This is a genomic window from Noviherbaspirillum massiliense JC206, from assembly GCF_000312045.1.
Taxonomy (GTDB): Bacteria; Pseudomonadota; Gammaproteobacteria; order Burkholderiales; family Burkholderiaceae_D; genus Noviherbaspirillum; species Noviherbaspirillum massiliense.
Genome location: NZ_HE978634.1, coordinates 2795112 through 2819191, shown reverse-complemented (window position 1 = coordinate 2819191; position 24080 = coordinate 2795112). Strand labels below are relative to the sequence as shown.

At 61.1% G+C, this 24080-nt stretch carries 23 protein-coding genes and 1 pseudogene; 13 read left to right on the top strand and 11 right to left on the bottom strand.

What is annotated here, in order from left to right; translation table 11 throughout:
- Positions 1–3 precede the first annotated feature (3 nt).
- Complete coding sequence (locus HGHM_RS13765; RefSeq protein WP_019142124.1) at positions 4–1272, top strand: glycerate kinase type-2 family protein; 1269 nt, start codon at positions 4–6, stop codon at positions 1270–1272.
- Between the two features lie 22 nt (positions 1273–1294).
- Here the strand turns inward: HGHM_RS13765 and HGHM_RS13760 are convergent, their stop codons facing one another.
- The gene (locus HGHM_RS13760; RefSeq protein WP_019142123.1) at positions 1295–1630 is read right to left on the bottom strand and encodes a cupin domain-containing protein; all 336 of its coding nucleotides are present in this window, start codon (positions 1628–1630) and stop codon (positions 1295–1297) included.
- A 549-nt stretch (positions 1631–2179) separates the two neighbouring features.
- On the opposite strand from HGHM_RS13760, the gene gspG reads away from it, so the two are divergent.
- From gspG to HGHM_RS22330, 12 genes and pseudogenes are all read left to right on the top strand, one after another.
- Positions 2180–2644, top strand: coding sequence for a type II secretion system major pseudopilin GspG (gene gspG / locus HGHM_RS13755; protein WP_034348528.1), 465 nt, complete (start codon positions 2180–2182; stop codon positions 2642–2644).
- Positions 2632–3144 carry a GspH/FimT family pseudopilin gene (locus tag HGHM_RS13750; protein ID WP_019142121.1) on the top strand — a complete coding sequence of 171 codons (513 nt, stop codon included), beginning with the start codon at positions 2632–2634 and terminating at the stop codon, positions 3142–3144. Before gspG ends, HGHM_RS13750 begins: the two co-directional genes overlap by 13 nt.
- 1 nt (position 3145) lies before the next feature.
- Positions 3146–3554: pseudogene (gene gspI / locus HGHM_RS21315) on the top strand (type II secretion system minor pseudopilin GspI).
- A 9-nt stretch (positions 3555–3563) separates the two neighbouring features.
- A complete protein-coding gene (locus HGHM_RS13740; RefSeq protein WP_019142119.1) occupies positions 3564–4223 on the top strand; it encodes a PulJ/GspJ family protein in 660 nt (219 codons plus the stop codon).
- A gap of 8 nt (positions 4224–4231) precedes the next feature.
- The gene (gene gspK / locus HGHM_RS13735) at positions 4232–5164 is read left to right on the top strand and encodes a type II secretion system minor pseudopilin GspK (protein WP_019142118.1); all 933 of its coding nucleotides are present in this window, start codon (positions 4232–4234) and stop codon (positions 5162–5164) included.
- Positions 5165–5183: 19 nt separating this feature from the next.
- Positions 5184–6434 (top strand): type II secretion system protein GspL, encoded by a 1251-nt coding sequence (gene gspL, locus HGHM_RS13730; protein ID WP_026076026.1) that lies wholly within the window; start codon positions 5184–5186, stop codon positions 6432–6434.
- The gene (gene gspM / locus HGHM_RS13725) at positions 6431–6952 is read left to right on the top strand and encodes a type II secretion system protein GspM (RefSeq protein ID WP_019142116.1); all 522 of its coding nucleotides are present in this window, start codon (positions 6431–6433) and stop codon (positions 6950–6952) included. Before gspL ends, gspM begins: the two co-directional genes overlap by 4 nt.
- Positions 6953–6965: 13 nt before the next feature.
- Positions 6966–7739, top strand: a complete 774-nt coding sequence (locus HGHM_RS13720) for a type II secretion system protein N (protein ID WP_019142115.1) — start codon at positions 6966–6968, stop codon at positions 7737–7739.
- On the top strand, positions 7736–9949 hold the full coding sequence (gspD, locus tag HGHM_RS13715; RefSeq protein ID WP_019142114.1) for a type II secretion system secretin GspD: 2214 nt from the start codon (positions 7736–7738) through the stop codon (positions 9947–9949). The genes HGHM_RS13720 and gspD overlap by 4 nt, the downstream gene beginning before the upstream one ends.
- Positions 9950–9951: 2 nt before the next feature.
- Positions 9952–11391: a type II secretion system ATPase GspE gene (gene gspE / locus HGHM_RS13710; protein ID WP_019142113.1), complete on the top strand. Its 1440-nt coding sequence runs from the start codon at positions 9952–9954 to the stop codon at positions 11389–11391.
- A gap of 8 nt (positions 11392–11399) precedes the next feature.
- Positions 11400–12620 carry a type II secretion system inner membrane protein GspF gene (gspF, locus tag HGHM_RS13705; RefSeq protein WP_019142112.1) on the top strand — a complete coding sequence of 407 codons (1221 nt, stop codon included), beginning with the start codon at positions 11400–11402 and terminating at the stop codon, positions 12618–12620.
- A 280-nt stretch (positions 12621–12900) separates the two neighbouring features.
- Entirely contained in the window at positions 12901–13797 is an 897-nt protein-coding gene (locus tag HGHM_RS22330) for a type II secretion system protein N (protein ID WP_081583565.1), read from the top strand.
- A 52-nt stretch (positions 13798–13849) separates the two neighbouring features.
- Here HGHM_RS22330 and HGHM_RS13695 read toward each other — a convergent pair whose 3' ends face one another.
- The 10 genes from HGHM_RS13695 to dapF form a co-directional block, all read right to left on the bottom strand.
- Positions 13850–14050: a hypothetical protein gene (locus HGHM_RS13695; RefSeq protein WP_026076025.1), complete on the bottom strand. Its 201-nt coding sequence runs from the start codon at positions 14048–14050 to the stop codon at positions 13850–13852.
- 51 nt (positions 14051–14101) lie between these two features.
- Positions 14102–15433, bottom strand: a complete 1332-nt coding sequence (hslU, locus tag HGHM_RS13690; RefSeq protein WP_019142109.1) for an ATP-dependent protease ATPase subunit HslU — start codon at positions 15431–15433, stop codon at positions 14102–14104.
- Between the two features lie 43 nt (positions 15434–15476).
- A complete protein-coding gene (gene hslV / locus HGHM_RS13685; RefSeq protein WP_019142108.1) occupies positions 15477–16013 on the bottom strand; it encodes an ATP-dependent protease subunit HslV in 537 nt (178 codons plus the stop codon).
- 213 nt (positions 16014–16226) lie between these two features.
- Positions 16227–17630, bottom strand: coding sequence for an STAS domain-containing protein (locus HGHM_RS13680; protein WP_019142107.1), 1404 nt, complete (start codon positions 17628–17630; stop codon positions 16227–16229).
- Between the two features lie 361 nt (positions 17631–17991).
- Complete coding sequence (gene dksA, locus HGHM_RS23855; RefSeq protein ID WP_075111750.1) at positions 17992–18480, bottom strand: RNA polymerase-binding protein DksA; 489 nt, start codon at positions 18478–18480, stop codon at positions 17992–17994.
- A 499-nt stretch (positions 18481–18979) separates the two neighbouring features.
- Positions 18980–20008 carry a CobW family GTP-binding protein gene (locus tag HGHM_RS13670; protein ID WP_019142105.1) on the bottom strand — a complete coding sequence of 343 codons (1029 nt, stop codon included), beginning with the start codon at positions 20006–20008 and terminating at the stop codon, positions 18980–18982.
- A 103-nt stretch (positions 20009–20111) separates the two neighbouring features.
- Complete coding sequence (locus HGHM_RS13665) at positions 20112–21314, bottom strand: class I SAM-dependent rRNA methyltransferase (RefSeq protein ID WP_019142104.1); 1203 nt, start codon at positions 21312–21314, stop codon at positions 20112–20114.
- A 45-nt stretch (positions 21315–21359) separates the two neighbouring features.
- A complete protein-coding gene (xerC, locus tag HGHM_RS13660; protein ID WP_020693850.1) occupies positions 21360–22337 on the bottom strand; it encodes a tyrosine recombinase XerC in 978 nt (325 codons plus the stop codon).
- A gap of 1 nt (position 22338) precedes the next feature.
- Entirely contained in the window at positions 22339–23007 is a 669-nt protein-coding gene (locus tag HGHM_RS13655; RefSeq protein ID WP_019142102.1) for a DUF484 family protein, read from the bottom strand.
- Between the two features lie 217 nt (positions 23008–23224).
- Positions 23225–24076: a diaminopimelate epimerase gene (dapF, locus tag HGHM_RS13650; protein ID WP_019142101.1), complete on the bottom strand. Its 852-nt coding sequence runs from the start codon at positions 24074–24076 to the stop codon at positions 23225–23227.
- Between the last annotated feature and the right edge of the window lie 4 nt (positions 24077–24080).

Sequence of the window (24080 nt, the reverse complement as noted above, 5' to 3'; positions counted from 1 at the left end):
ACCATGTCGCTCTCCGATCCCCGCCAATTCTTGCTCGATTTGTATGGTAGTGCCGTCGCGGCCGTCAGCGCCGAGAAATGCCTGCCGCCCCATTTACCGGCGCCGCCAGCCAAGGGCCGCACCCTGGTCATAGGCGCGGGCAAGGGGGCAGCGGCCATGGCCAAAGTGGTGGAAGACTATTGGCAGGGCGAGCTCTCGGGGCTGGTGGTAACGCGCTACGGCCATGGCGCGGATTGCCGGCGCATTGAAGTGGTGGAAGCAGCGCACCCGGTGCCGGATGAAGCGGGACGGCAAGCGGCGGCACGCATGCTGGACATGGTGCAGGGCTTGACCGAACATGACCTGGTGCTGTGCCTGATCTCCGGCGGCGGCTCGGCCTTGCTTGCCTTGCCCGCGCCCGGCATCACCCTCGAGCAGAAGCAGGCGATCAACAAAGCTTTGCTCAAAAGCGGCGCCACAATTTCCGAAATGAATTGCGTGCGCAAGCATTTATCCGCCATCAAGGGCGGGCGCCTGGGCTTGGCATGCGCTCCGGCGCAAGTCGTGACCTTGCTGATTTCCGATGTGCCAGGCGACGACCCGGGCATCATAGCCAGCGGCCCGACCCTGCCCGATCCCACTACCTGCGCCGATGCTCTGGCGATCATGCGCAAGTATGGCCTGGACGTGCCTGACAATGTGCGCCGGCACTTGGAATCGGGGGCCGGGGAAACGCCGAAACCCGGCGATGCCCGTTTTGCCAGCGATCGCTACCAAGTCATTGCCAACGCCCAGGATGCGCTGGAAGCCGCTGCAGCGCGGGCGCGGGCGGCAGGCATCACGCCTTACATCCTGTCTGATGATATCGAAGGCGAAGCGCGCGATGTGGGGCAAGTGCATGCCGCCATTGCCCGCCAGATTGCCAGGCGCAACCAACCGATGGCCAAGCCCTGCGTGCTCTTGTCCGGGGGTGAAACCACGGTCACGGTGCGCGGACAGGGACGCGGCGGGCGCAACGCGGAATTCTTGCTGAGCCTGGCGGTGGCCCTGGATGGCTGCCCCGGTGTGTACGCCCTGGCTTGCGACACCGATGGTATCGATGGCTCCGAGGACAATGCCGGCGCGATTTGCACGCCCGATGCGCTTGCCCGTGCCGTCAGCCAAAACCTGCAAGCGCGCGCCTTGCTCGAGAACAATGACGGCTACGGCTTCTTCCAGGCCCTCGGCGACCTGGTCACCACCGGTCCCACCCGTACCAATGTGAATGACTTCCGGGCCGTGCTGATTCTGTGACGGCCGGCTTGGCCATCAGCATTCAGTCATCGCGCTTTAGTACGATGGTCAGCAGCAGCGAACAGTTTTCCACTGCCTGTAGCGAGTAGGGGACGCTGCCTTCTAGGTAGAGCATTTCCCCTGCATGCAGTGTCTGTGTTCTGCCGTGCGCGGTCAGCTGCACCGCGCCTTCCAGACATTGCATGGTGAGTTCACCGCCCACATGATGTTCCGGCACCGACCTGCCCTGGCGTAGCACCATGCGTATCACTTCGAGCGAGGAAGACTTGAACAAGGCGTGGGAGATCGTTTCTTCCAGCGTTTCCTTCAGTGGGTGAAAGGTAAATACTTCGCCGGATGTGACATGGTGCAGGGACATGGGCAGGCTCCTTCGGGCGGGCAGCTGATAGTTGCGCAGAGTGCATCCCGGCTGGATTGGTTCCTTGAAGCCAGAGCGGCTCAAGCCGTTTCACCCCTTCCCTTGAGAAGCAAGACAAACGCGTGGAATGACTAGCTTTTTTGCCAGTAATGCCTCGCATACTTTGTGGCATGGCAAGAAGATTGTGCAAAGTCAATATGGCAATAAAGCTGTTGCTGCATAGTAAGCCGACACGTGACAAGAAGCAGCACCCTTGTGAGATGGAACCGATGCCAGGCAGATAAGCCGCCTTTTTTTGCCCCTTGGACAATTAATCAGGAGACTTTCTTGAAAAATCAGCCAAGAAAACAGCGATGCCTCTGCAGCTGCCAAGAAAGATTATTGGAATCAACTATATTGCAGGCACTTTTTCGTGCGCCCGGGGTCAATTCATGATGGCCACGCATCGGCCAAGCGAGTGGCGGGCTTGACAAAAACATATTAATGCCGCCGCTTCAGCATATACTCCGACTGTTTCACTTCTTTTGTAAATATCCCAAGAAAATCCTTATGCATAAAGCTTCTCCCATTCGCACTCGTCCTTGGCCTGCCCGAAAAATGCAACGCGGTTTTACCCTGATTGAAATCATGGTGGTCGTGGTCATCATGGGCATTCTGGCAGCACTGGTCGTTCCCAAGCTGATGGGGCGTACTGACGACGCGCGCATTACCGCGGCACGCCAGGACATCTCCACGCTGATGCAGGCACTCAAGCTTTACAAGCTCGACAACCAGCGCTATCCGACCACGGAACAAGGCTTGCAGGCGCTGATCAGCAAGCCGACCAACGGACCGGCCGCGCCCAACTGGAAAACCGGGGGCTATGTCGACAAGTTGCCGAATGACCCGTGGGGGAATCCTTACCAATACATGTCGCCTGGTGTCAAAGGCGAAGTTGATGTGTTTTCCTTCGGTGCGGACGGCCAGCCCGGTGGAACCGGCGTGGATGCCGATATCGGTTCATGGGACCAGTAATCCAGCCATCCTTTGCTATCAAGGCGCGCAGCCGTCGTCATTTCGCCGCGCGCGGATTCACCCTGCTTGAATTGCTGGTGGTGCTGGTAATCGCCGGCATCATGCTCGGCGTCGTGTCATTCAACGCCATGCCGGATGCGCGCCAGGCCTTGCAGAACGAGGCGCAACGGATCGCGCTGCTGCTGCAGCTGGCGCGCGACGAAGCGATCGTGCGCAACCGGCCGATCGCCTTCGAGGCGGATGGCACTACTTACCGCTTCCTGGTTCGCAACGGCGATACCTGGCAGACGCTCGGCGGCGATGACTTGCTGCATGAAAGAGAGTTCAAGCAGGCGCCGGTGGCCCTGTCGATTGAGCCTCCGGTGGCGGTACAAAACGATCCCATGCGTCTGGTGTTCGGGCGCGAGCCGGTCGACAAGCCTTTCGTCCTGACCCTTTCCTCCGGCGATGTGCAGGTTGCCATTCGTGCCGACGGTATCGGGCATTTTGTGGTGGAATGAGATGCGGCCCCGTTCCCGGCACCCGGTTTCCAGAGCGGCACCGCACCGCAGGGCAAAGGGTTTCACCCTGCTCGAAGTGCTGGTGGCGCTGGTGATCGTCGGCACTGCGCTTGGCGCGAGTCTTCGCGCGATCGGCAGCCTGACGCAGAACAGCAGCGGCTTGCGCGGATCGATGATGGCGACCTGGTCGGCTGAAAACCGTCTGGCCCAGATCCGCCTGGCCCATGAATGGCCGGCTTTCGGCAAGCGTCGGTTTCGACTGCCCGCAAGGCGACCTTGCGCTGGTGTGCGAAGAAGAGGTGCTGGCGACGCCCAATCCCTTCTTCCGCCGGGTGGAAGTGAGCGTGTACGACGCGCAGTATCCGGATCGGCGCATCATCAAGCTGACCCAGGTCGTGCCCAATCAATAGTTGACGACCATGAACAGGACGCGCGGCTTCACTCTGGTGGAATTGCTGGTGGCGATCACCGTGCTGGCGATCGTGGCGGTGCTCGGCTGGCGCGGCCTGGACAGCATCGTGCGTGCTCGTGTCGCGCTCAATGAAGACCTGGAGCAGACGCGCGGGCTGCAGCTTGCCTTCGCCCAGATGCAGAGCGATTGCGCCAATATCGCGACTACTGCGGTCGTCGGCAACCGGCCGCTCCTGACAGCGCAGGCGGGCAGCCTGACGCTGGTGCGCACCGTGTTCGCCGACAATCAGCCATCACGGCTGCAGGTGGTGGCATATCGCTTGCGCGATGGCGTGCTGACGCGGCGCGAATCGATTGCCACGCGCGACCTGAAGGAGCTCGACGATGCATGGTCTGCCGTGGCCGGGGATCGCGATACCGCCCAGCCGGTGGCGCTGCAGACAGGCGTGGCCGACATGGCGATACGTTCATGGGTGGATGACGGAAAGGGCTGGCGCACCGGCGCCGGCGGCACGGAGCAGGCAGCGAACGCGGCAGCCGCGGCGAATGCGGGCGCCGCCAATGCAGCCATTCCGATTGTTGGCAACACTACGGGCCTGGAAGTGACGCTTCTGCTCAATGGCCGCAGCGCCGGCATGGTGAAGGTGTTCCTGCTGGGGGCGGCATGAAGAGGTGCATGCTATCCAGGGAGCGGGGCGTGGCGATCATCACCGCGCTGCTGCTGACGACCCTGGCAGTCACTATCGTCGCCAGCCTGTTCTGGCAGCAGCAGGTGCAGGTGCGCTCCATCGAAAACCAGCGTCTGCAACTGCAGAAACAGTGGATCCTGCGCGGTGCGCTCGACTGGACGCGCCTGATCCTGCGTGAAGACGCGCGCTATTCGAACGTGGATTACCTCGGCGAGCCCTGGGCAGTGTCGCTGGCTGAAACCCGACTCGACCAGTATGTGGAAAACGGGCGTGCCGAGACCGATGTCCCGGATGCAGCGATTTCCGGCAGCATTGTCGATGCGCAGTCGCGTTATAACCTGACGAACCTGTGTCAGAATGGCAAGATCAACGATGCGGAAGTCGCCGCGTTCGCGCGTTTGCTGAACCAGGCGCAGCTGAATCCGTCGCTGGCGCAGGCCACGGCCGAACTGATGGCCTCGGCCCAGGCGAGCGCGACCGTCAACGGTGGCGCGGGGACGGGAGGCTCGCCCCAGCCGCTGAACATCGTATATGTGGATGACTTGCTGGCAGTGCCCGGCTTCACGGCGGAAGCACTGGCCAAGGTGAGGGATTTCCTGGTGGTGCTGCCGCGCGTGACGCCGGTGAATGTGAACACTGCGCCGGCGGAAGTGCTGGCGGCACGGATCGAGGGCCTGACGCTCTCGGAAGCGGCCGCCCTGGTGGCGAGCCGGGAGCGTACCTATTTTTCAAGCACCAATGATTTTGCACAGCGTTTGCCGGGAAAAAATTTGCCATCATCCGGGGCACAGATCGATGTGAGGACCAGTTTCTTCCTCGTCAACGGCAATGTGCGCCTGAACCGTGCAGCGATGGAAATGCAGACCCTGATCCAGCGCGATGGCGTCAATACCCGCATCGTATGGATTCGAGAAAGCTGAAAACCAACAAAGAGAAGCCTTGAGCACACTGTACTTACGCCTACCCTCCAGCGCCGCTGCCGACAACCTGCAGCCAGGCATGCCGCTGTATTGCGAGTTCGCTTTGGTGTCCGACGGTGGCAGGATCGAGCGCGAAGCGGTGGCCGCCTTGCCGGATCTGCGGGATATCGTGGCGCGCGCGCGTCGCGTCGTGCTGCTGCTGGCCGCCAGCGATGTCACTCTGCTGCGCACCAAGGTGCCGCCGCTGACCGGTGCCCGCCTGAAGGCCGCGCTGCCCAATCTGGTCGAAGACCAGATCATGAGCGACCCGGCCGAATGCGTGTTCGTTGCCGGCGATGCAGTGGATGGCTTGCGCACCGTCGCCGTGGTGCAGCGGGCATGGCTGGAATTGCTGTCGAAGACCCTTGTCGCTCTCGGTGCGCGCCGTATCGCCGCCGTGCCGGCCCAGCTGTGCCTGCCATATCAGGGCGGTGTGACGAGCGCTGCGGTGGCTGAACATGATGTCGAGGCTGACCTCACCGTCCGCCTCGGGGAGCAGGAAGGCCTGGGCTTGCCGATCGCCGCCGATCAGCATGAACTGGTCGCCTTCGAGGCGGTGCAGACGCTGTGCGCAGTCGTGCCCCAGGGGGAAATCAGCCTTTACGTGCCGCAGGCGCGCGAGCGCGCCTATCGAGACGCGATCGAGGGAGTGCCGGCCTGCGCCGACCGGGTGACGCTGGCGGCGGACGTGTGGACGCGCTGGATCGCCGGTGCGGACAAGCTGTCGCTCGACCTGATGTCGGGATTGGGCATGGCCGCCGGACCGCAGATGAACTGGCGCCCGTGGCGCTGGCCGATTGCGCTCGTGGCGGCGCTGCTGTTGATCAATGCGCTCGGCCTGAATATCGACTGGTGGCGCATGAGGCGCGAAGCCGACGCGCTGCGCGCGGGCATGATGCAGACCTACCGGACAGCCTTTCCGAAAGACAAGGTGGTCGTCGATCCGCTGGCTCAGATGCGCCAGAAAATCAGCGCCGCGCAGCGCGAATCCGGACAAATCGCACCGGACGATTTCATCGCGCTGGCGGCCGCCTTCGGCGATGCCTGGGCCGCAATGGGGCAGGGCAGCCAGGCGATCAGCGGCCTGGAATATCATGAACGGGCCTTGACCGTGAAACTCAAGCCCGGCAGCAATGTATCGGCGGACCGCATGCGCACTGCGCTTGCCGCCCGCAACCTGAGCCTGACGGAACCGAGCGCGGGCGTCTGGCAGATCCGGAGCGCCAAATGAAAGCAGTGAATTCATTCAGCGGCCTGAAGCAATCCTTCTCGACCTTCTGGAGCGAGCGCAACCGCCGCGAGCGCAACCTGCTGCTGGTCGCCATGGTGGTGGTCGTGGTAGGGCTGTTTTACGTACTGCTGATAGACCCGGCACTCAGTGGCCGCAAGGATCTGGAAAAGAAGCTGCCGGCAATGCGCCAGCAATCTGCGGAAATCCGGGCCATGGCCCAGGAAGCTTCAGCCCTGTCAGGCAAGGCAGCGGCACCAGTCCCGCCCATCACCCGGGAAAGCCTTGATGCTTCCCTGGCGCGCAATGGCTTGAAGGCGCAAAGCGTGCTGGTCACGGGCGAGCTTGCCAAAATACAACTAAGCTCGGTATCGTTTGCCGGCTTAGTGGGCTGGCTGGAGGAAATGCAGAAATCAGCGCGGCTGACAGTGCTTGACGCCAACATTGATGCGCTAGCGCAAGCCGACACGGTAAATGCCACGTTAAGCTTGCGCCAGCAGCGCAGCGAACAGTCGCAATGAGCATGGAGTTGATGTGCGTCGCGCCGTAATCTGGGTGCTGGCGGCGCTTGTCGTCGTGGTGCTGACCGTCCTGGCGTTCTGTCCGGCTTCCTGGATGGCAGCCGCACTGGAGGCCCAGACCCGGGGCCGCCTGACACTGGGCGATGCGCAGGGCAGCCTGTGGCGCGGTTCGGCGTTCATCGGAGGTGCCCCGAGCGCCGCTGATCCGGTTACGCCCCTGCTGCCGGGACGTTTTGCATGGCGCCTGTCGCCCATGGTGCTGCTGGGGCAGGTTGACCTCGATCTGGAAAACCCGACTGCATTGTCGCAGCCGGTCAAGATCACCGGCAGCTGGTATCAGTGGCAGGTCAGTCCGGCCGCGGTGGTGCTGCCGGCTGAAAGGCTGGCCGGCTTGGGAGCGCCGCTGAACACGGTCCGTCCGTCCGGGCAGATGCGACTGTCGTGGACTCCGCTGCAGGTGACGCGGCGCGGCCAGAGCGTTGGTGTGGTCGGCAACATGACCTTGCAGATGAATGACATTGCATCGCGTCTGTCTCCGATCAAACCATTGGGGACTTACCAAATGATAATGGACTGGAAAGGGGAGCGGGCCGACCTGGCACTGAAGACGATAGAGGGACCGATGCTGCTCAGCGGAGCGGGGACGCTGACGAACGGCCGGCTCCGGTTTTCAGGCAAGGCGGAAGCGCAGGCAGGGCAGGAAGAGAGGCTGGCGAATCTGCTCAATTTGCTTGGGCAGCGCCGGAAAGAAGGCAACAAGGATGTTATCGCTCTAGAATTCAAATGAAAAAAAATCAAACATCACAGGGAGGAGCGGGATGGCGCCGCTGGGGGGCAAGTGTGCTGCTGGGCTGCGTCATCGCCGGCATGCAGCCTGTCCATGCACAGGATCCATCCTCCAACCAGGCCACGCTCAATTTTGTCGGCGCCGATATTGAATCCGTGATCAAGGCGGTCGGGCATTACACCAATACCACCTTCATCATCGATCCGCGCGTCAAGGGCACGATCAACCTGGTTTCCGAGCGTCCGGTTACCAAGGCTCAGGCCTTGCAGATGCTGAGTTCGACGCTGCGGCTTCAGGGCTTTGCGCTGGTCAGGGGCGCTGGCTACACGAAGGTGGTGCCGGAGGCCGATGCAAAGCTGCAGGCCAGTCCGATTACCGCCGGCACGGTACGCGGCGACCAGATTGCCACCCAGGTATTCCACCTGAATTATGAAACAGCCGCCAACCTGGTTGGCGTGCTGCGGCCCCTGATTTCCCCGAACAACACGATCAGCGCCGAGCCGGGCAGCAACAGCCTGGTCATCACGGATTATGCGGATAATCTGAAGCGCCTCGGTCGGATCATTGCCTCCCTGGATTCACCTGCCGACACCAACTTGGACATGGTGCCGCTCCGGCATGCGATCGCCACCGACATTGCGGTGCTGGCAAACCGTCTGCTGGAACCCGGGGGAGCGACCGGCCCGGCCGCTGCCGGCGGCGCGGCCGGACGCACCAGCGTCCAGGCCGATCCGCGCACCAATTCCGTCATCATTCGCGCGCCCTCGGTTGCACGTGCCAATCTTGCCAAGTCGCTGATCGCCAAGCTCGACCAGCCTACGTCGCTGCCCGGCAACGTGCACGTCGTGTACCTGAAGAATGCAGATGCGCTCAGGCTGGCCCAGACCCTGCGTGCCGTCGTTGCATCCGATACCGGGGCATCGCCAACCACGACAACGACCACGACGACACCCTCGCAAACGCAGCAGCAAACCACGAATACTGCGTCCGGGCAGCAGGCGCAGCTGGGCAGTTCCCCGATGAATCCTTCCACCGGTTCGTCGCCGGTTGCGCTGCCGGCCGGCGGCGCCGGGGGATTCATTCAGGCTGATCCCGCAACCAATTCCCTGATCATCACGGCCAATGAGACGGTATATCGCAACCTGCGCAACGTGATCGACCAGCTCGACGCGCGCCGTGTCCAGGTGTATGTCGAATCGCTGATCGTCGAAGTGTCGGCCGAGAAGGCAGCCGAACTCGGCGTCCAGTGGCTCGGCTTGTCCGGCGACTCTACCAGCGCCTACCGGGTGGGCGGCGGCACCACATTCTCTACCGGCGGCAATAACCTTATTGCACAGGCAATTTCCAATCGCACCAACAATACGCTTCTTCCGCCCAACAATGGCTTGAACATCGGCATATTCCGGCAGATCAATGGGCAGCTGACCCTGGGCGCTCTCGCCCATGCGCTTGAAACCAACAACAACGCCAATATTCTCTCGATACCGAACCTGATCACGCTCGATAACGAAGAGGCAAGAATCATCGTCGGCCAGAACGTGCCATTCATTACCGGCCAATACACGACGTCGGCAGCGGGCACCAATCCATTTCAGACGATCGAGCGCAGGGATATCGGCCTGTCCTTGCGCGTGCGGCCGCAGGTGTCCGAGGGCGGCACGATCAAGCTCAACATTTATCAGGAAACGTCCAGCATCCGTGATACCACGAATGCCGCGGGAATAATTACCAACAAGCGTTCGATCGAATCGAACGTTTTGGTTGACGATGGTCAAATCATTGTGTTGGGCGGCCTGATTGAAGACAACGACACCTCGACCACCGAACAGGTGCCGGGGCTCGGCGACATTCCCGTACTTGGCAATCTGTTCAAGTACCGGACGCGCAACCATACGAAGACCAATCTGATGGTTTTCCTGCGGCCAACCGTCATTCGGACTAATGAACAGAGCATGGATGTCGTGGCTGACCGCTACGACTATATCCGCGGTGTGGAAATCGAAAGCCAGCCGAAGCACAATGTGCTGTTCTCGGATGAGACTGCGCCAGTGCTGCCGCCGCTGCAGGACGGCCGTCCCATGGGCGGCAAGGTACTGAAAATCATCGGCCCCGAAAACACGCCGACCGTGCCCGGACCAGAATCTCCGCCCGAACAGGTCCCGGCGCCAGCTGCGCCGGAAACGAATCCGGAATTGAAGCAAAGCAGATAACCATGAGTACAGTAGTAAACGACGCCCGCCTCCTGCCTTACGCCTTTGCGCGCGATTTCGCGCTGCTGGCGCGGCGCAGCGAGGCGGCCAACAATGCGGTGGAGGTCTGGGTATCCGACGCCACCGCACCCACGGCCATCGCGGAAGTAAGCCGCCGCTTCGGCCGGGTAAAACTGAAACCGATGCCGCGCGAAGAGCTTGAAGCGGCGATTGCCCAAGCCTATGCCGGCTCCGGCGGCGATGCGGCGCAAGTGGTCGATGAATTCGAATCCGACCTCGACCTCACCAAGCTGATGAACGACATGCCGGCGGTCGAAGACTTGCTGGAGTCGGCCGACGATGCACCGGTGATCCGCATGATCAATGCACTGCTGACCCAGGCACTGCGCGAGGAAGCATCCGACATCCATATCGAACCCTTCGAACAGGTATCGGTGGTGCGCTTTCGCGTCGACGGCAACCTGCGCGACATCGTGCGGCCGAAGAAGGCGATCCATGCTTCGCTGATTTCGCGGATCAAGATCATGGCGCAGCTCGACATCGCCGAGAAGCGCCTGCCGCAGGACGGCCGCATCACCTTGCGCGTGGGCGGCAAGCCAGTCGACGTGCGCGTTTCCACCCTGCCGACCGGGCATGGCGAGCGCGCAGTATTGCGTCTGCTCGACAAGGAAGCCGGCCGGCTCGATCTGCAGCACCTTGGAATGAGTGAAGAGGTGCGGCGCGAATTCGATCACCTGATCAGCCAGCCGCATGGCATCGTGCTGGTCACCGGGCCGACCGGTTCCGGCAAGACCACCACGCTGTATGCGGCGCTGTCGCAGCTGAATGCGCCCACCACCAATATCCTGACGGTGGAGGACCCGATCGAATACGAACTGCAGGGCGTGGGACAGACCCAGGTCAATTCGCGCATCGACATGACCTTCGGCAAGGCACTGCGCGCAATCCTGCGCCAGGACCCGGACATCATCATGATCGGCGAGATCCGCGACCTGGAAACCGCGCAGATCGCGGTCCAGGCTTCGCTGACCGGTCACCTGGTGCTGGCCACTCTGCATACCAATGATTCGGCGTCGGCGGTCACCCGCCTGCTCGACATGGGCATTGAACCTTTCCTGTTGTCGTCCTCGCTGCTTGGCGTGGTGGCGCAACGTCTGGTGCGCAAGCTCTGCCCGGTGTGCAAGCGTAACGACGGCCAGCGCTGGCATGCGGTCGGCTGCGACAAGTGTGGCCATACCGGCTATCAGGGGCGGGTCGGGGTGTACGAACTGCTGACCACCACCGATCAAATCCGCTCCCAGATCCATGACCGGGCGCCCGAAGCCGAGATCCGTACTACTGCGCAGCGCAACGGCATGCGCACCATGCGTGAAGACGGCGAGCGCTGGCTGGCTGCGGGTGTTACCACGCAGGAAGAACTGCTGCGCGTGACTAAAGACTAGGAAGCGCCGTGCCAGCATTCCGCTACGAAGCCGTTGATGCCGTTGGCGCCACCCGGAAAGGTGTCGTCAATGCCGACAATGCGCGCGCCGCGCGCTCCGACTTGCGTACGCAGGGCCTGGTGCCGATCACGGTGGAAGCGATTGCCGCCCAGGTCGACGAACTCGGCCAGGCGCGCAGGCGTGCCTTCGGCGACCGTCTGTCGACCACCGAGCTGGCCCTGTTCACACGCCAGCTGGCCAGCCTGCTGGAAGCCAGCCTGCCGCTGGAACAAGCGTTTTCCGCCTTGCTGGAACAGGCCGAGCGGCCTTACGTACGTGACCTGATTGCATCGATCCGCGCGGAAGTCATGGGCGGCTCCTCGCTGTCGGATGCGCTGGCGCGCCATCCGCGAGACTTCGCCGACATTTACCGGGCGCTGGTTACGTCCGGCGAACAGATCGGCCAGCTGGCCCGGGTGCTGTCGCGCCTGGCCGACTATATCGAGCGGCGCAATTCGCTGGTGCAAAAGGTTCGGCTTGCCTTTACTTATCCGGCCATCGTGACGGTGGTGGCATTTGCGATCGTGATCTTCCTGCTGGCCTATGTTGTCCCGCAGATCGTGTCGGTGTTCGCCAATACCAAGCAGAAACTGCCTTTGCTGACGGTAATCATGCTGGCCATTTCGGACTTCGTGCGCAGCTATGGCTGGATCGTCCTGATCATCCTGACGGGCGTGTTTTTCGCATGGAACAGGGCGCTGAAAAATCCCGAGATCAAGTACCGCTGGCACAGCTGGCTGCTGACCGCGCCGCTATATGGGAAGTTCGAGCGCAGCCTGAATACCTCGCGCTTTGCCAGCACGCTGGCGATCACAACCGGCTCTGGCGTGCCCATCCTGCGTGCGCTGCAGACCAGCCGTGACACCTTGTCGAACGTTGCCATGCGCGAGCAGGTGGAAGACGCGACCAACAGCGTGCGCGAAGGCGTGGGGCTGGCCCGCGCCCTGTCGGCTCACAAGCATTTTCCGCCAATGCTGATCCACATGATACGCGCCGGCGAAGTGACCGGGGAATTGCCGGCGATGCTGGAGCGCGCGTCGAATGCGCAGGAACAGGATCTGGAGCGGCGCGCGATGACGATCGCCGGCCTGCTTGAGCCGGCGCTGATCCTGGTCATGGGGGTGGTGGTGTTGCTGATCGTGCTGGCGGTGCTCATGCCGATCATTGAAATCAATCAGCTGGTACGGTAGAGGGTGTTATGAAGCAGGCAGGGGGTCGCGTTCATGCGAGAAGGGATGCATCCGCCAGGAGCGGGATGCGCCGCAGTGCGGGCACTGCAAGCGGCACGCGACACCGCGGGGCGCCCTTCTCGCATGAACCCTGCGGGCAGCCCCGGGAACGGGCCGCCTGCAGCGTTGCGGCTCCTTGCCGTAGCACCGCTACGACGCGTCGGCGCGCCTTGCATTCGACCAGTTCGCGGGGCTGCGCGGCCCCCTACCTGCTTCATAACACCCTCGAGGACAAGAACCAATGAAACGCTTGCCCCTGGTTGCGAGTTTTGTTCTGTTCCTGGCCCTGTGCGCGTCGCTCGCGTACTGGGGGCTGCAATTGTTCAAGCCGCCCTTGCGCCCGGTGGCCGCGCCGCCGCGCGTGGCGAATGCTGAAGTCAACGTGGATTCGGCGTCCTCCCTGTTTGGAGGACGCGCCGGCAAGGCCGATGTCGCGACCAATTATCAGTTGCGCGGCATCATCATGTCCGGCACTGCAAGTGAAAGTGTGGCGATTCTCAGCGCCGACGGCAAGCCAGCGCAGGCGGTGAGAGCGGGCAGGGAAGTGGTGCCGGGTGTGATCGTCAAGGAAGTGCACAAGGATTACGTACTGCTGTCGGATGGTGGTGCCAGCAAGCGGGTGGAATTGCCGGAAAGCGCAAAGGCGCAAGTGAATCTGGCGAGCAATTCGCCGCTTTCGGCGCCCGCATCATCCCCGGCGTCCGCAGCACCAGGTGCTGCCGCTCAGGCTCGTCCGTCGGGTGTACTCGCGCCCCAGATGCCGGCGGCAGCTGCACCGGCCGCTCCCGCTGCGCAAGCCCCGTCTTCGGCCGCACCGGGTGTTCCTTCCCTGCCGGGAACGCAACAGCCTGGCGCCGCCCCGACGGCGGCACCGCCGGTACAACAAGCATTGCCCCAGTCATCCGCGCAGTCATCCGTTTCTCCGGCTGCTCCCGCCGCCATGCCTGCAACCCCCGGTACAACCGCGCCGCCCTCGATGGTGGTCAATCCGGGTTCGGTAGCAGCACAGACAGGAGCGACCGGCACCGGTGCTTCTTCAGGAACTCCGGCCGCACCTGCGGGTACGACCAACACCAACCCGGCTGCCAATCCCGCCTTGCGTCAATCCCATGGCAGCGCTGCTTCGGCGCCACAGTAAGGGCAGACAATGAGGTAGGCGGCAGGCGGCACACTCAGGCGGCCTGTCGCCTTTATTTGTCTTCCGGTTCGTTGACCGCCTTTTTCAGCGCGCGCTTTTCCATCTGCCGCTGGGCGGAAACGGATTTCTGATGGCTGCCGGCAACGCGTTGTTTTGCAGCGAGTGCAATTGGGTTGCGCGGCTTCAACGCCTTCTGGGACGGTTCGACCCGGATGGTCATCTTCTGCCGTTTGGCAAGCGCCTTGTTTGCCATGATGCTGGTGGAATCAGAAAGGAGCGCAGGCACGTTGGCCTGCGCTGTTGATCACAACACGTAACGCGACAAGTCTTCGTTGACGGAGAGTGCGCCCAGCTTTTCATCCACGTAGGCCGCATCCACGCTTACCGTCCGGCCTGCCTTCTCGGTGGCCGAGAACGACATTTCTTCCAGCAGCTTTTCCATCACTGTGTACAGGCGGCGCGCGCCGATGTTTTCTGTTTTCTCATTCACGGAGAAGGCGATTTCCGCAATGCGCCGGATGCCGTCCGCGGTGAATTCAACCCGCACGCCTTCCGTCGACAGCAGGGCTTCATACTGCTTGGTCAGGCAGGCATCGGTGCCGGTCAGGATGCGCTCGAAATCGGCGATCGACAGCGATTCCAGTTCGACCCGGATCGGGAAGCGACCCTGCAATTCCGGAATCAGGTCCGAAGGCTTGGACAAGTGAAAGGCGCCCGATGCGATGAACAGGATGTGATCGGTCTTGATCATGCCGTACTTGGTGTTGACGGTCGTGCCTTCCACCAGAGGCAGCAGGTCGCGCTGCACGCCGGCACGCGAGACATCGGCGCCGCCGACTTCCGAGCGGGTGGCGATCTTGTCGATCTCGTCCAGGAACACGATGCCGTTCTGTTCGACGTTGGCGATCGCCTTCTGCTTCAGCTCGTCTTCGTTGACCAGCTTCGCCGCTTCTTCCTCGACCAGGAGCTTCATCGCTTCCTTGATCTTGAGCTTGCGCATCTTCTTGCGGCCGCTGCCCAGGCCGGAAAACATCGACTTGATCTGTTCCGTCATTTCTTCCATGCCGGGCGGGGCCATGATTTCCATGCTCGGCACGGCATCGGCCACTTCCACTTCGATTTCGCGCTCGTCGAACGCGCCTTCGCGCAAGCGCTTGCGCATGGTCTGACGCGTGCTGGAGTCGCTGTCGGAAGAAGCGGAAGTGCCGAAACCGAAATCGCGCGGCGGCGGCACGAGGATGTCGAGCACCCGGTCTTCCGCATTGTCTTCGGCGCGCGCGCGCACCTTGCGCATTTCTGCTTCGCGCGTCTGCTTGATGCCGATATCGATCAGGTCGCGGATGATCGTGTCTACGTCACGCCCGACATAACCGACCTCGGTGAATTTGGTTGCCTCCACCTTGATGAAAGGCGCGTCGGCCAGCTTGGCGAGGCGACGCGCAATTTCGGTCTTGCCGACACCGGTCGGGCCGATCATGAGAATGTTCTTGGGCGTGATCTCGTGACGCAGCGGTTCCGCTACCTGCTGCCGCCGCCAGCGGTTGCGCAGCGCAATGGCGACGGCGCGTTTCGCGCGTCCTTGGCCGACGACATGCTTGTCGAGTTCGGAAACGATCTCTTGAGGGGTCATGTTCATGATGAATCTTTGCTATTCAAGTGGCCCGCAAACCAGGGGCGGGTTAATCCAGCGTTTCAATGATGTGCGACAGATTGGTGTAGATGCATAGCTCTCCAGCAATGGTGAGCGATTTCTTCACGATCTCGGCCGGCGACATCTCGGTATTTTCATAAAGGGCTCTCGCCGCTGACTGCGCATACACGCCGCCGGAACCGATTGCGCCAATGCCCAGTTCCGGTTCCAGCACATCGCCATTGCCGGTGATGATCAGCGTCGATTCGCGGTCTGCTACCAAAAGCATGGCTTCCAGACGCCGCAGAATGCGGTCGGTACGCCAGTCCTTGGCCAATTCCACCGAGGCACGCAGCAAATGGCCTTGGTGCTTTTCCAGCTTGCCTTCAAAACGTTCGAGCAGGGTAAAGGCATCCGCGGTTCCGCCCGCGAATCCGGCAAGCACCTTGCCCTGATACAGCTTGCGTACCTTGCGGGCGCTGCCTTTCATGACCACATTGCCCAGGGTCACCTGGCCATCGCCGCCTAATGCGACGACATTGCCGCGGCGCACCGTCAGGATGGTGGTGCCGTGAAATTGTTCCATGCTTGGCCTCTGAAAACGATAAAACAGAAATTGTTGTGCGCGTAACTTTGTCCAGTTGGGGATGCCATGGCGGATTACAAGTGCCGTCCTGGAAGCCGCTAATCGGCAACGCAAGGACAAAACGGCGGCAATGAACGAAAACCTTCGCCGCGGGAAGCGGAGAAGGTTTGTGAAGAGGCTTGAATTTACAGGGAAGGTTCCCGCGGGCCGGAATCAGCTCTTGCGGGGGGAAATGCGGACGATGTCCTTCAATCCGATGATGCTGAACAGGGCAGTAACCAGATGATTGACGTTATGGAATTCAATGGTCTTGCCATTGCTGCAGAATGGCGCCAGGCCGGTCAGCAATTTTCCTGCTGCGCTGAAATCGACGCGGTTCAGGCGCGAGCAATCGATGAACGCTGGATTATGCTGATCGGTATAGGCACCGATTGCCAGGATCAGTGGATCGATCGCGCCTTCGATTATTGCAGGCATCTTGAAGTGGTCGCTTTCGCCGTCGGCTGCCGCCGCTTCCGCGGCTGCCGTCGTCACCTTGTTTTTCGGCGCGACAAAGGCCGGCGGAGAAACTTCAAACGTGACGCAGTAATCGATGCTGGCTTCCTCGAATTCCTTTTCCCGGTTCAACAGGCGCAGGATTTCCAGCAGCAGCAGCCATGGATCTTCGGTTTCATCACGCCTGCCGACTTCCACGACTGCCCGGATCTTGTTGAGAAGCTCTGCAGCGCCGACCAGGATCAGGTCATGTCCGGACTTGTGCAGCTTCTTCAGCATATCCAGCAAAAGGCTGCAGCCTTCTGGCGCGACTTCGCTGACCCGGTTGAATTCGAGACGCAAGGTGCGGTTGGTTTCGGACAGCTTCTGCAGGCGTTCAAGCAGCTTGCTGCTGCTGGCATCCAGTTTGCCTGAAAACGCCACTGTCGGTACGGCGCCGGCCGGTGCCTTCTTTACGCTGGCGGCGCTGGCGTTGACCCATGCCGGTGGTGAAGTTTCGAACTTGCTGACGTACTCGATGGAGAGATTTTCGAATTCCTGCTGCTTCCCGCTGATCTGGTACAGGTCAAACAGCATCCACCATGCCGTCAGCGTGGCGCCACCGAGATTGTCTTCCTGAATCGCTCCCAGCAGCATTTGCTCAACCACAGCGGTTTGCCCATTGGCAAACAGAATTGCGGCTTCCTCAAGAACAGCCGTCGCATCCGATGCGGGCACGGCGATATCGCCGAGGGCGGTTGCCCCATCCAGCAAGAATTCCGTGGTGGGGCCCATGACCGGCAGTGTGGGCTGGCTCAGCGTGGGGCTGCCGGGCTGTGCGGATGCTGAAGCATTGGCGCGCGATGGTTGGGGCAGGTTCCCCGGGACAGTAGCGGGGCCGGGCACGGTGTTGCCGGGAATGGTATTGGCCGCCCGGACGAATTCCGAGGACATTTCGGATTCGATGGCATCGATTTTCTTTGCCGTCGCAGCGCGGGCGACGTGCATATTGCGTTGACCTGCCTGCGAACGACCGCCATCGTTGCCGGGCAGGGTTTTGTCGCGTTTTGCTTGCGAAGAACTTTTGCCGGAAGGCTTTTCTTCCGGCTCATCCTTCTTTCCAAAAAGCGTAAAAATTCCCACGTTGTCCCTGATTGAGTGTGGCCACGCGCTACTTGCGGTGGCGTGGCTTGTGTCCGTTCGTATAGCTGCTATCGGCCGTGACAGTGTGCGTTCACCGCCCTTGCGGACAAAAGTGACTGATAGTGCCTAAAGGTAACACAAATTCGACGCCGGAAAAGGATTACAGCGTGAGTATTGTGCTTTGTCAATTGGCGAAGCCGAGTGCCAGCCACAAAAAGCAAGCAAAATGTTGCATTTGGTTTAATGGCTGGCAAGGCGGGAAAGGTGCAGCCCTCATAAGCAAACAAGTGTGCAATTCAGGAGAAATGCACACTTATTCTGCTGGTCTGCGAGCCGGAATTCTCAACCGGCGCGGCTAATATCAGTCGCCGTACAGCTTCTGTTTCAGTTCGCGGCGCTGTTGCGCTTCCAGCGACAGGGTTGCGGTCGGGCGTGCAAGCAGGCGTGGAATGCCAATCGGTTCCCCGGTTTCTTCGCACCAGCCATATTCCCCAGCATCGATGCTGGCGATTGCCTGCTGCACCTTTTTGAGCAGCTTGCGCTCGCGATCCCGGGTACGCAACTCCAGCGCATGCTCTTCCTCGATCGTCGCGCGATCGGCAGGGTCCGGCACGAGGACGGTTTCACGCAAGTGCTCCGTCGTCTCACCGGCATTCTTCAGCAGATCTCTTTCGAGTTGCTGCAGCCGAGCCTTGAAAAAGGCCAATTGCGCGTCGTTCATGTAATCCTTGTCGCTCATCTGAAGAATTTCTTCTTCAGTCAGCAAAGGAGCATTGCCTGCGCTACTCGGAGTCGGTTTCGTTGTTTTGGTAGCCACTTCGCTTGCTTTCGAAACTTGGGTTTGTCCCATTTTATCTACTGATCCTGGATTTGCATTGTTGCTGCTCATAACATCAGGCGGCAAAGCCTGACCGTGTTGTGCAGCGGTTTTCGATGAAGATCCGGTCCTGCTTGCCGCAGACAATGCCACAGTTTTGACAGGAGCCGGCTTGGTGTTGGATTTTCGCACCGCTTCAGGCGCCGCTTCCGACCGGATTTTGACTTCAGCAGTTATTTTGCTGTTCCTGACCACGGCTTTTGTCGGATTTGCCGCTGCCTTGACTGCAGGCTTGCTTGCGGTTTTGGTCGCTGAAGCTAGCTTACCGGTAGCGCTTGATTTGGCGGACAGCTTGGTGTCGGTTTTGCTCGCCTTGCTCTTCGGGACGGATCTTGTAACGGTTGCGTTCATAGTGTCCTCAATTCAAAGAACTGCCCGGATTTGCGGCGGGCCTCGCATGGAACTTTCCCATGCTTATTGTCAAGTGATTAGCTGCCTCCGGACGTCAAGCCTGAATCAAAACTTTCATAGTTTATACCAAACATTGTTCCAGACCGCGAATAAAAATGTCTTTCGGCAGATTCTTGCCGATAAACACCATTTTGCTGCCGCGCGGTTCGGAATCGCTCCATTTCGCCCCAATATCGGTTCCCATCATCTGATGGACGCCCTGGAAAACCACCTTGCGGTCGGCGCCTTCCATCCACAGGACCCCTTTGTAGCGCAGCATGCGCGGTCCATAAACCTGCACCAGACTGCCCAGAAATTCATCCAGCTTCGCCACATCGAACGGGCGGTCGCTCTTGAATGCAAAGGCAGCAATGCCATCCGAATGATGGGCGTGATGGTGATCGTGATGATCATGATCGCAATGTTCGTCACAATCATGATGTTCATGTTCTTCTTCCGCGAGGAAGGCCGGGTCGATTTCCAGCTTGTCATTCAGATTGAAGCCGCGCAGGTCAAGCACTTCGCTGACCGGCACCTTGCCGAATTCGGTCCTGCCGATTGTGGCGCGCGGGTTGATGCGACGAAGGCGCGCGATCAGCGTTTCTGTCTGGGCAGCGTCGACCAGGTCGGTTTTGGACAGCAGTATCCGGTCGGCGAAACCAACCTGCCGCTGGGCTTCTTCATGTTCGTCGAGCTGCTGCATCGCATGTCTGGTATCGACGACGGTGATGATGGCGTCGAGCAGATAGCGGGAGGCGACTGCGTCATCCATGAAAAAGGTTTGCGCGACCGGCCCCGGGTTCGCCACGCCCGTGGTTTCGATGACCACATGGTCGAACTGCAATTCACCCTCGTCGCGCTTGCGTCCAAGGGTTTCCAGCGCCACGATCAGATCGCCGCGCACGGTGCAGCAGATGCAGCCGTTGTTCATCTCGACGATCTGTTCGTTACTCTCCTGCACCAGGATTTCGTTATCGATGTTTTCCTGGCCGAATTCGTTTTCGATCACGGCGATCTTGTGGCCGTGCGGCTCGCGCAGCATGCGGTTGAGCAAGGTAGTTTTCCCAGCACCGAGGAAGCCGGTCAGAATTGTGGTTGGAATCAGTGCCATGACTTAACTGGGCGCGCGCTGTGCGCCATCCTCAAAAAGAAACCGGACCGAGGATTATGCCCAAATTGTGCGATCGGCGTGCAAAATCCGGCACCGGTCGGTATTACAGCTTGTGCAGCATCAAGCCCTTCAGATATTCCCCTTCCGGGAAGTTCGTCGTCATCGGGTGATCAGCGCCAGCCGACAGCCGGCGCAGGATGCGCGCATCGACTCTGGCATCGCTCGCAGCGCCAGCGACGATCTTCTGGAACAGGTCCGCGCTGATGGCGCCGGAGCAGGAATAGGTGAACAGCAAGCCGCCTTCGCGCAGCAGTTGCAGCCCGAGCAGGTTGATATCCTTGTAAGCCCGCGCCGCGCGCTCGACATGGGCGGGAGAGGAGGCGAACTTCGGCGGGTCCAGCACGATCAGGTCGAAGGACTGGCCTTGCTCACGCAGGCTCCGCAGCGTCTTGAACACATCCGCATCCCACCATTGCGCTTTTGCGTCGTCGAAACCGTTCAATGCCATGTTGCGTTGAGCGACTGCCAGCGCTTCACCGGATGAATCAATGGAGATCACGCTCTTCGCGCCGCCTTTCAGTGCCGCCAGCGAAAAGCCTCCGGTATAGCAGAAGCAATTGAGTACATCGCGCCCGTTTGCATGGTCCATCACCAGCCTGCGGTTGTCGCGCTGGTCGACATAAAAGCCGGTCTTGTGGCCGGTTCGGATATCGACCGCATAGCGCACGCCGTTTTCGGTCACCAGGGTTTCTTCCTGCGGTTCCGCGCCGGCCAGGGTGCCGGTTACTAGCGGCAGGCCTTCGCGTTCGCGCACCGACGCGTCGGAACGCTCATACACGTTCGGGCAGCCGGTTTCGGCAATCAGTGCTTGCACGATCGGCACCTTCCAGGTTTCCACGCCGGCCGACTGGAACTGACAGACCAGGTGGCCATCCTTGCCGCCATACCAGTCGACCACCAGTCCCGGGAAGCCATCCGCCTCGCCGAACACCAGCCGGATTGCATCGGTATCGCGGACGGCAGCGCGCCGATAGTCGATCGCCTTTTTCAGGCGGCGCTTGATCATCGCATGATCGACCGGCTCATTTTCACTGAAGCTCCAGACCCGTGCGCGGATTTGCGACTTCGGGCTGTGCGCGGCGCGCGCCAGGAACTGGCCGGATGCCGACTGCACCACCGCGGTGGCGCCGGGCTTCGACTTTTCTTCCGGCTTGCCGTCGATTCGCTCGATCGCGGCGGGGAAGATCCAGGGATGGCGGCGCAACAGGCTTTTTTCCTTGCCGGGCTTGAGTGTAATGGTGAGCATGGTCTGAACTCTAATCTCTAGTAGCAGGAGCGCGCTTGGCTGCGCTTATTTGCCGGAATTCGCCTTCTTCGCGCGCGGGTGCGCCGCATCGTAGACCTGTGCAAGGCGCTGGAAGTCGAGCGAAGTGTAGATCTGCGTGGCAGCGATCGATGCATGGCCGAGCATTTCCTGCACGGCACGCAAATCGCCTGACGACTGCAGGACGTGGGACGCGAAGGAATGCCGCAGCACATGTGGATGCACATCTGCGGGAATCCCGAGTGCGCGTGCATGCGCCTTCAGCCGTGTCTGGACGACGCGCGGCGACATGCGAGTGCCGCGCTCGGTCAGGAATAGCGGATGCGAGTCACTCTTCAGCAGCGCTCCGCGCACAGCCATCCAGGATGCAAGCGCTTCGAGCGCCGGCTTCCCGACCGGCACCCTGCGCTGCTTGCTGCCCTTGCCGGTGACAATCACTTCAGCGGCATCGAAATCGACCCAGCCGGCCGATTCATGGTCACCATCCTTTGCATAGCGCACATCCAGCGCCGTCAGTTCCGACACGCGCAAGCCGCTGGAATACAACAGTTCGAACATCGCGCGATTGCATAGCTGCGAGGGCGAATGGGAGTCTTTGGCGGGATTATGTTCCGAGACCAGCCGCACCGCATCGTCGGCGGACAAGGCTTTCGGCAAGGGCTTGCTGCGTTTCGGCGCCTTCACGCCATCGACCGGGTTGGCTGCCAGCGTCTCATGCTCGGCAAGCCATTCGTAAAAGCCGCGCCAGGCGGACAATTTGCGGGCGATGGAGCGCGGATTCAAGCCTTTCGCATGCAGTTGCGACGCGAACTTGCGGATCTGAAAGTGGTTGACCGCGCCGACCCCGGGCTTGCCCGGCAAGGCTTCGACAAAGGCCGCGAGTTCCGCCAGGTCGCGCCGATAGCTATCGAGGGTGTGCGCCGACAGCTTGCGCTGGGTACGCAGATTTTCCAGGTAGCCGTTCAAGCTGGCGTGATTGGCGTCGGCGCCCACGGGGAAAAGCAAGTCAGTCGAGGAAGTAGGTCAGTGCGGCGCTTGCGGTTTCGCCGATCATTTGCAGGAAATCGGTCGCCATGTCGGAGGTGAACCGGGTCGGATCGGGCGATCCCAGCACCAGCAGGCCGAAGGCTTCCGGCGCAGCGCCCGTGCGCAGCGGCAGCATCGCGATCGACTGGACGGCGGCACCATCGTCGAGCCAGGAGGCTGCCTCGAAATCCAGGTTCTGGCCGCAGAAGGGGGCGGTCAAGCCGTTGCAGAAGATTTTCGCATCGTCGGACACCGCGGCCGCGAACCAGGTATGGGAAAACTCGGGCGCTACGCCCCAGATGCGCAAGGTGGCCTGGGGCACGGAGAAGATCGTCTGCAGTCCGTTGACGAGCACATGCGGCAGGTCGACATCGTTGCGCGCCAGCAGCAGGGAACGTGTCCACTGCACGAACTTCTGGCTGATCGCATCGTTTTCCTGCCCGATCCGCAGCAACTCGGCCAGGCGTAATTCCATCGTCTTGACCTTTTCGCGCAGGACCTCCATTTGCCTTTCCTGCAAGGACACGGTGCGACCGCCGATCGGGCTGACCAGTCTGAGCCTCGCCAGCAGATCGCCGTGTTCTTCGAAAAAATGGGGATTGGTTGCCAGGTAATCGGCAACCGCGTCGGAATCAAGTGGATGGCTCATGGGTAGAAGGATCAATAGTGGTGGGAGATCACCGGTGCGCCGGCTTCAATGCCGAGCCGCAATTGAGGCTCGATTTTAACCGACAAAAGCAGCGGATTTGCAGGAACAGGAAGGAAATCCGCATGCGGACAGCCTGCGGCAGCGGGCTAGAAAACGGCGCAGGGAGGGTGGCTGATCCGCCTCCTGGAGGAAGGCGGATAGCGTCAGGATAATTGCGTCAAACCTCGATCTCGCCCTCGAACACGCTGACTGCCGGACCGGTCAGCATGACCGCCGACCCTTGGCCCTCCCAGGCGATAGACAGTTCGCCGCCACGCGTGCTCACCTTCACCGGCGAATCCAGCAATCCGCGCCGGATGCCGGCGACAACGGCGGCACAGGCGCCGGTGCCGCAGGCCAGCGTTTCGCCGGCGCCGCGCTCGAATACACGCAGCTTGATCTGATGGCGGTCGAGAATTTGCATGAAGCCGGCATTCACCCGTTTCGGGAAACGCGGATGGTGTTCGATCGCCGGGCCATCGGCGGTGACGGGCGCGGTCTCCGCATCCTCCACGACTTGCACTGCATGCGGATTGCCCATCGAAACCACCGAAATCCAGTTCGCCTTGCCATGGATGTCGACCGGCCACAGCAAGTCTTCGCCTTCCTGTTTTCCCGTCAACCCGCTGGCATCGAAAGGTACTTGGTGCGGCTCCAGCAAGGGGGCGCCCATGTCCACCGTGATGCGACCGTCGGCTTCGAGCCGCGGCTCGATCACACCTGCCATGGTTTCGACACGGATGGCCTGCTTTGAGGTCAGGCCCTTGTCAGTCACGAACTTGACGAAGGCGCGTGCGCCATTGCCGCACTGTTCCACTTCCCCGCCGTCGGCGTTGTAGATGCGGTAGCGGAAATCGACACCAGCCGATTGCGGCTTTTCCACCACCAGTATCTGGTCAGCGCCGACGCCGAAGCGGCGGTCGGCCAGGAAGCGCCATTGTGCGGGCGTGAGCTTGATGTGCTGGCTGATGGCGTCGATGACGACGAAATCATTGCCGGCACCATGCATCTTGGTGAACTTGATTTTCATACTG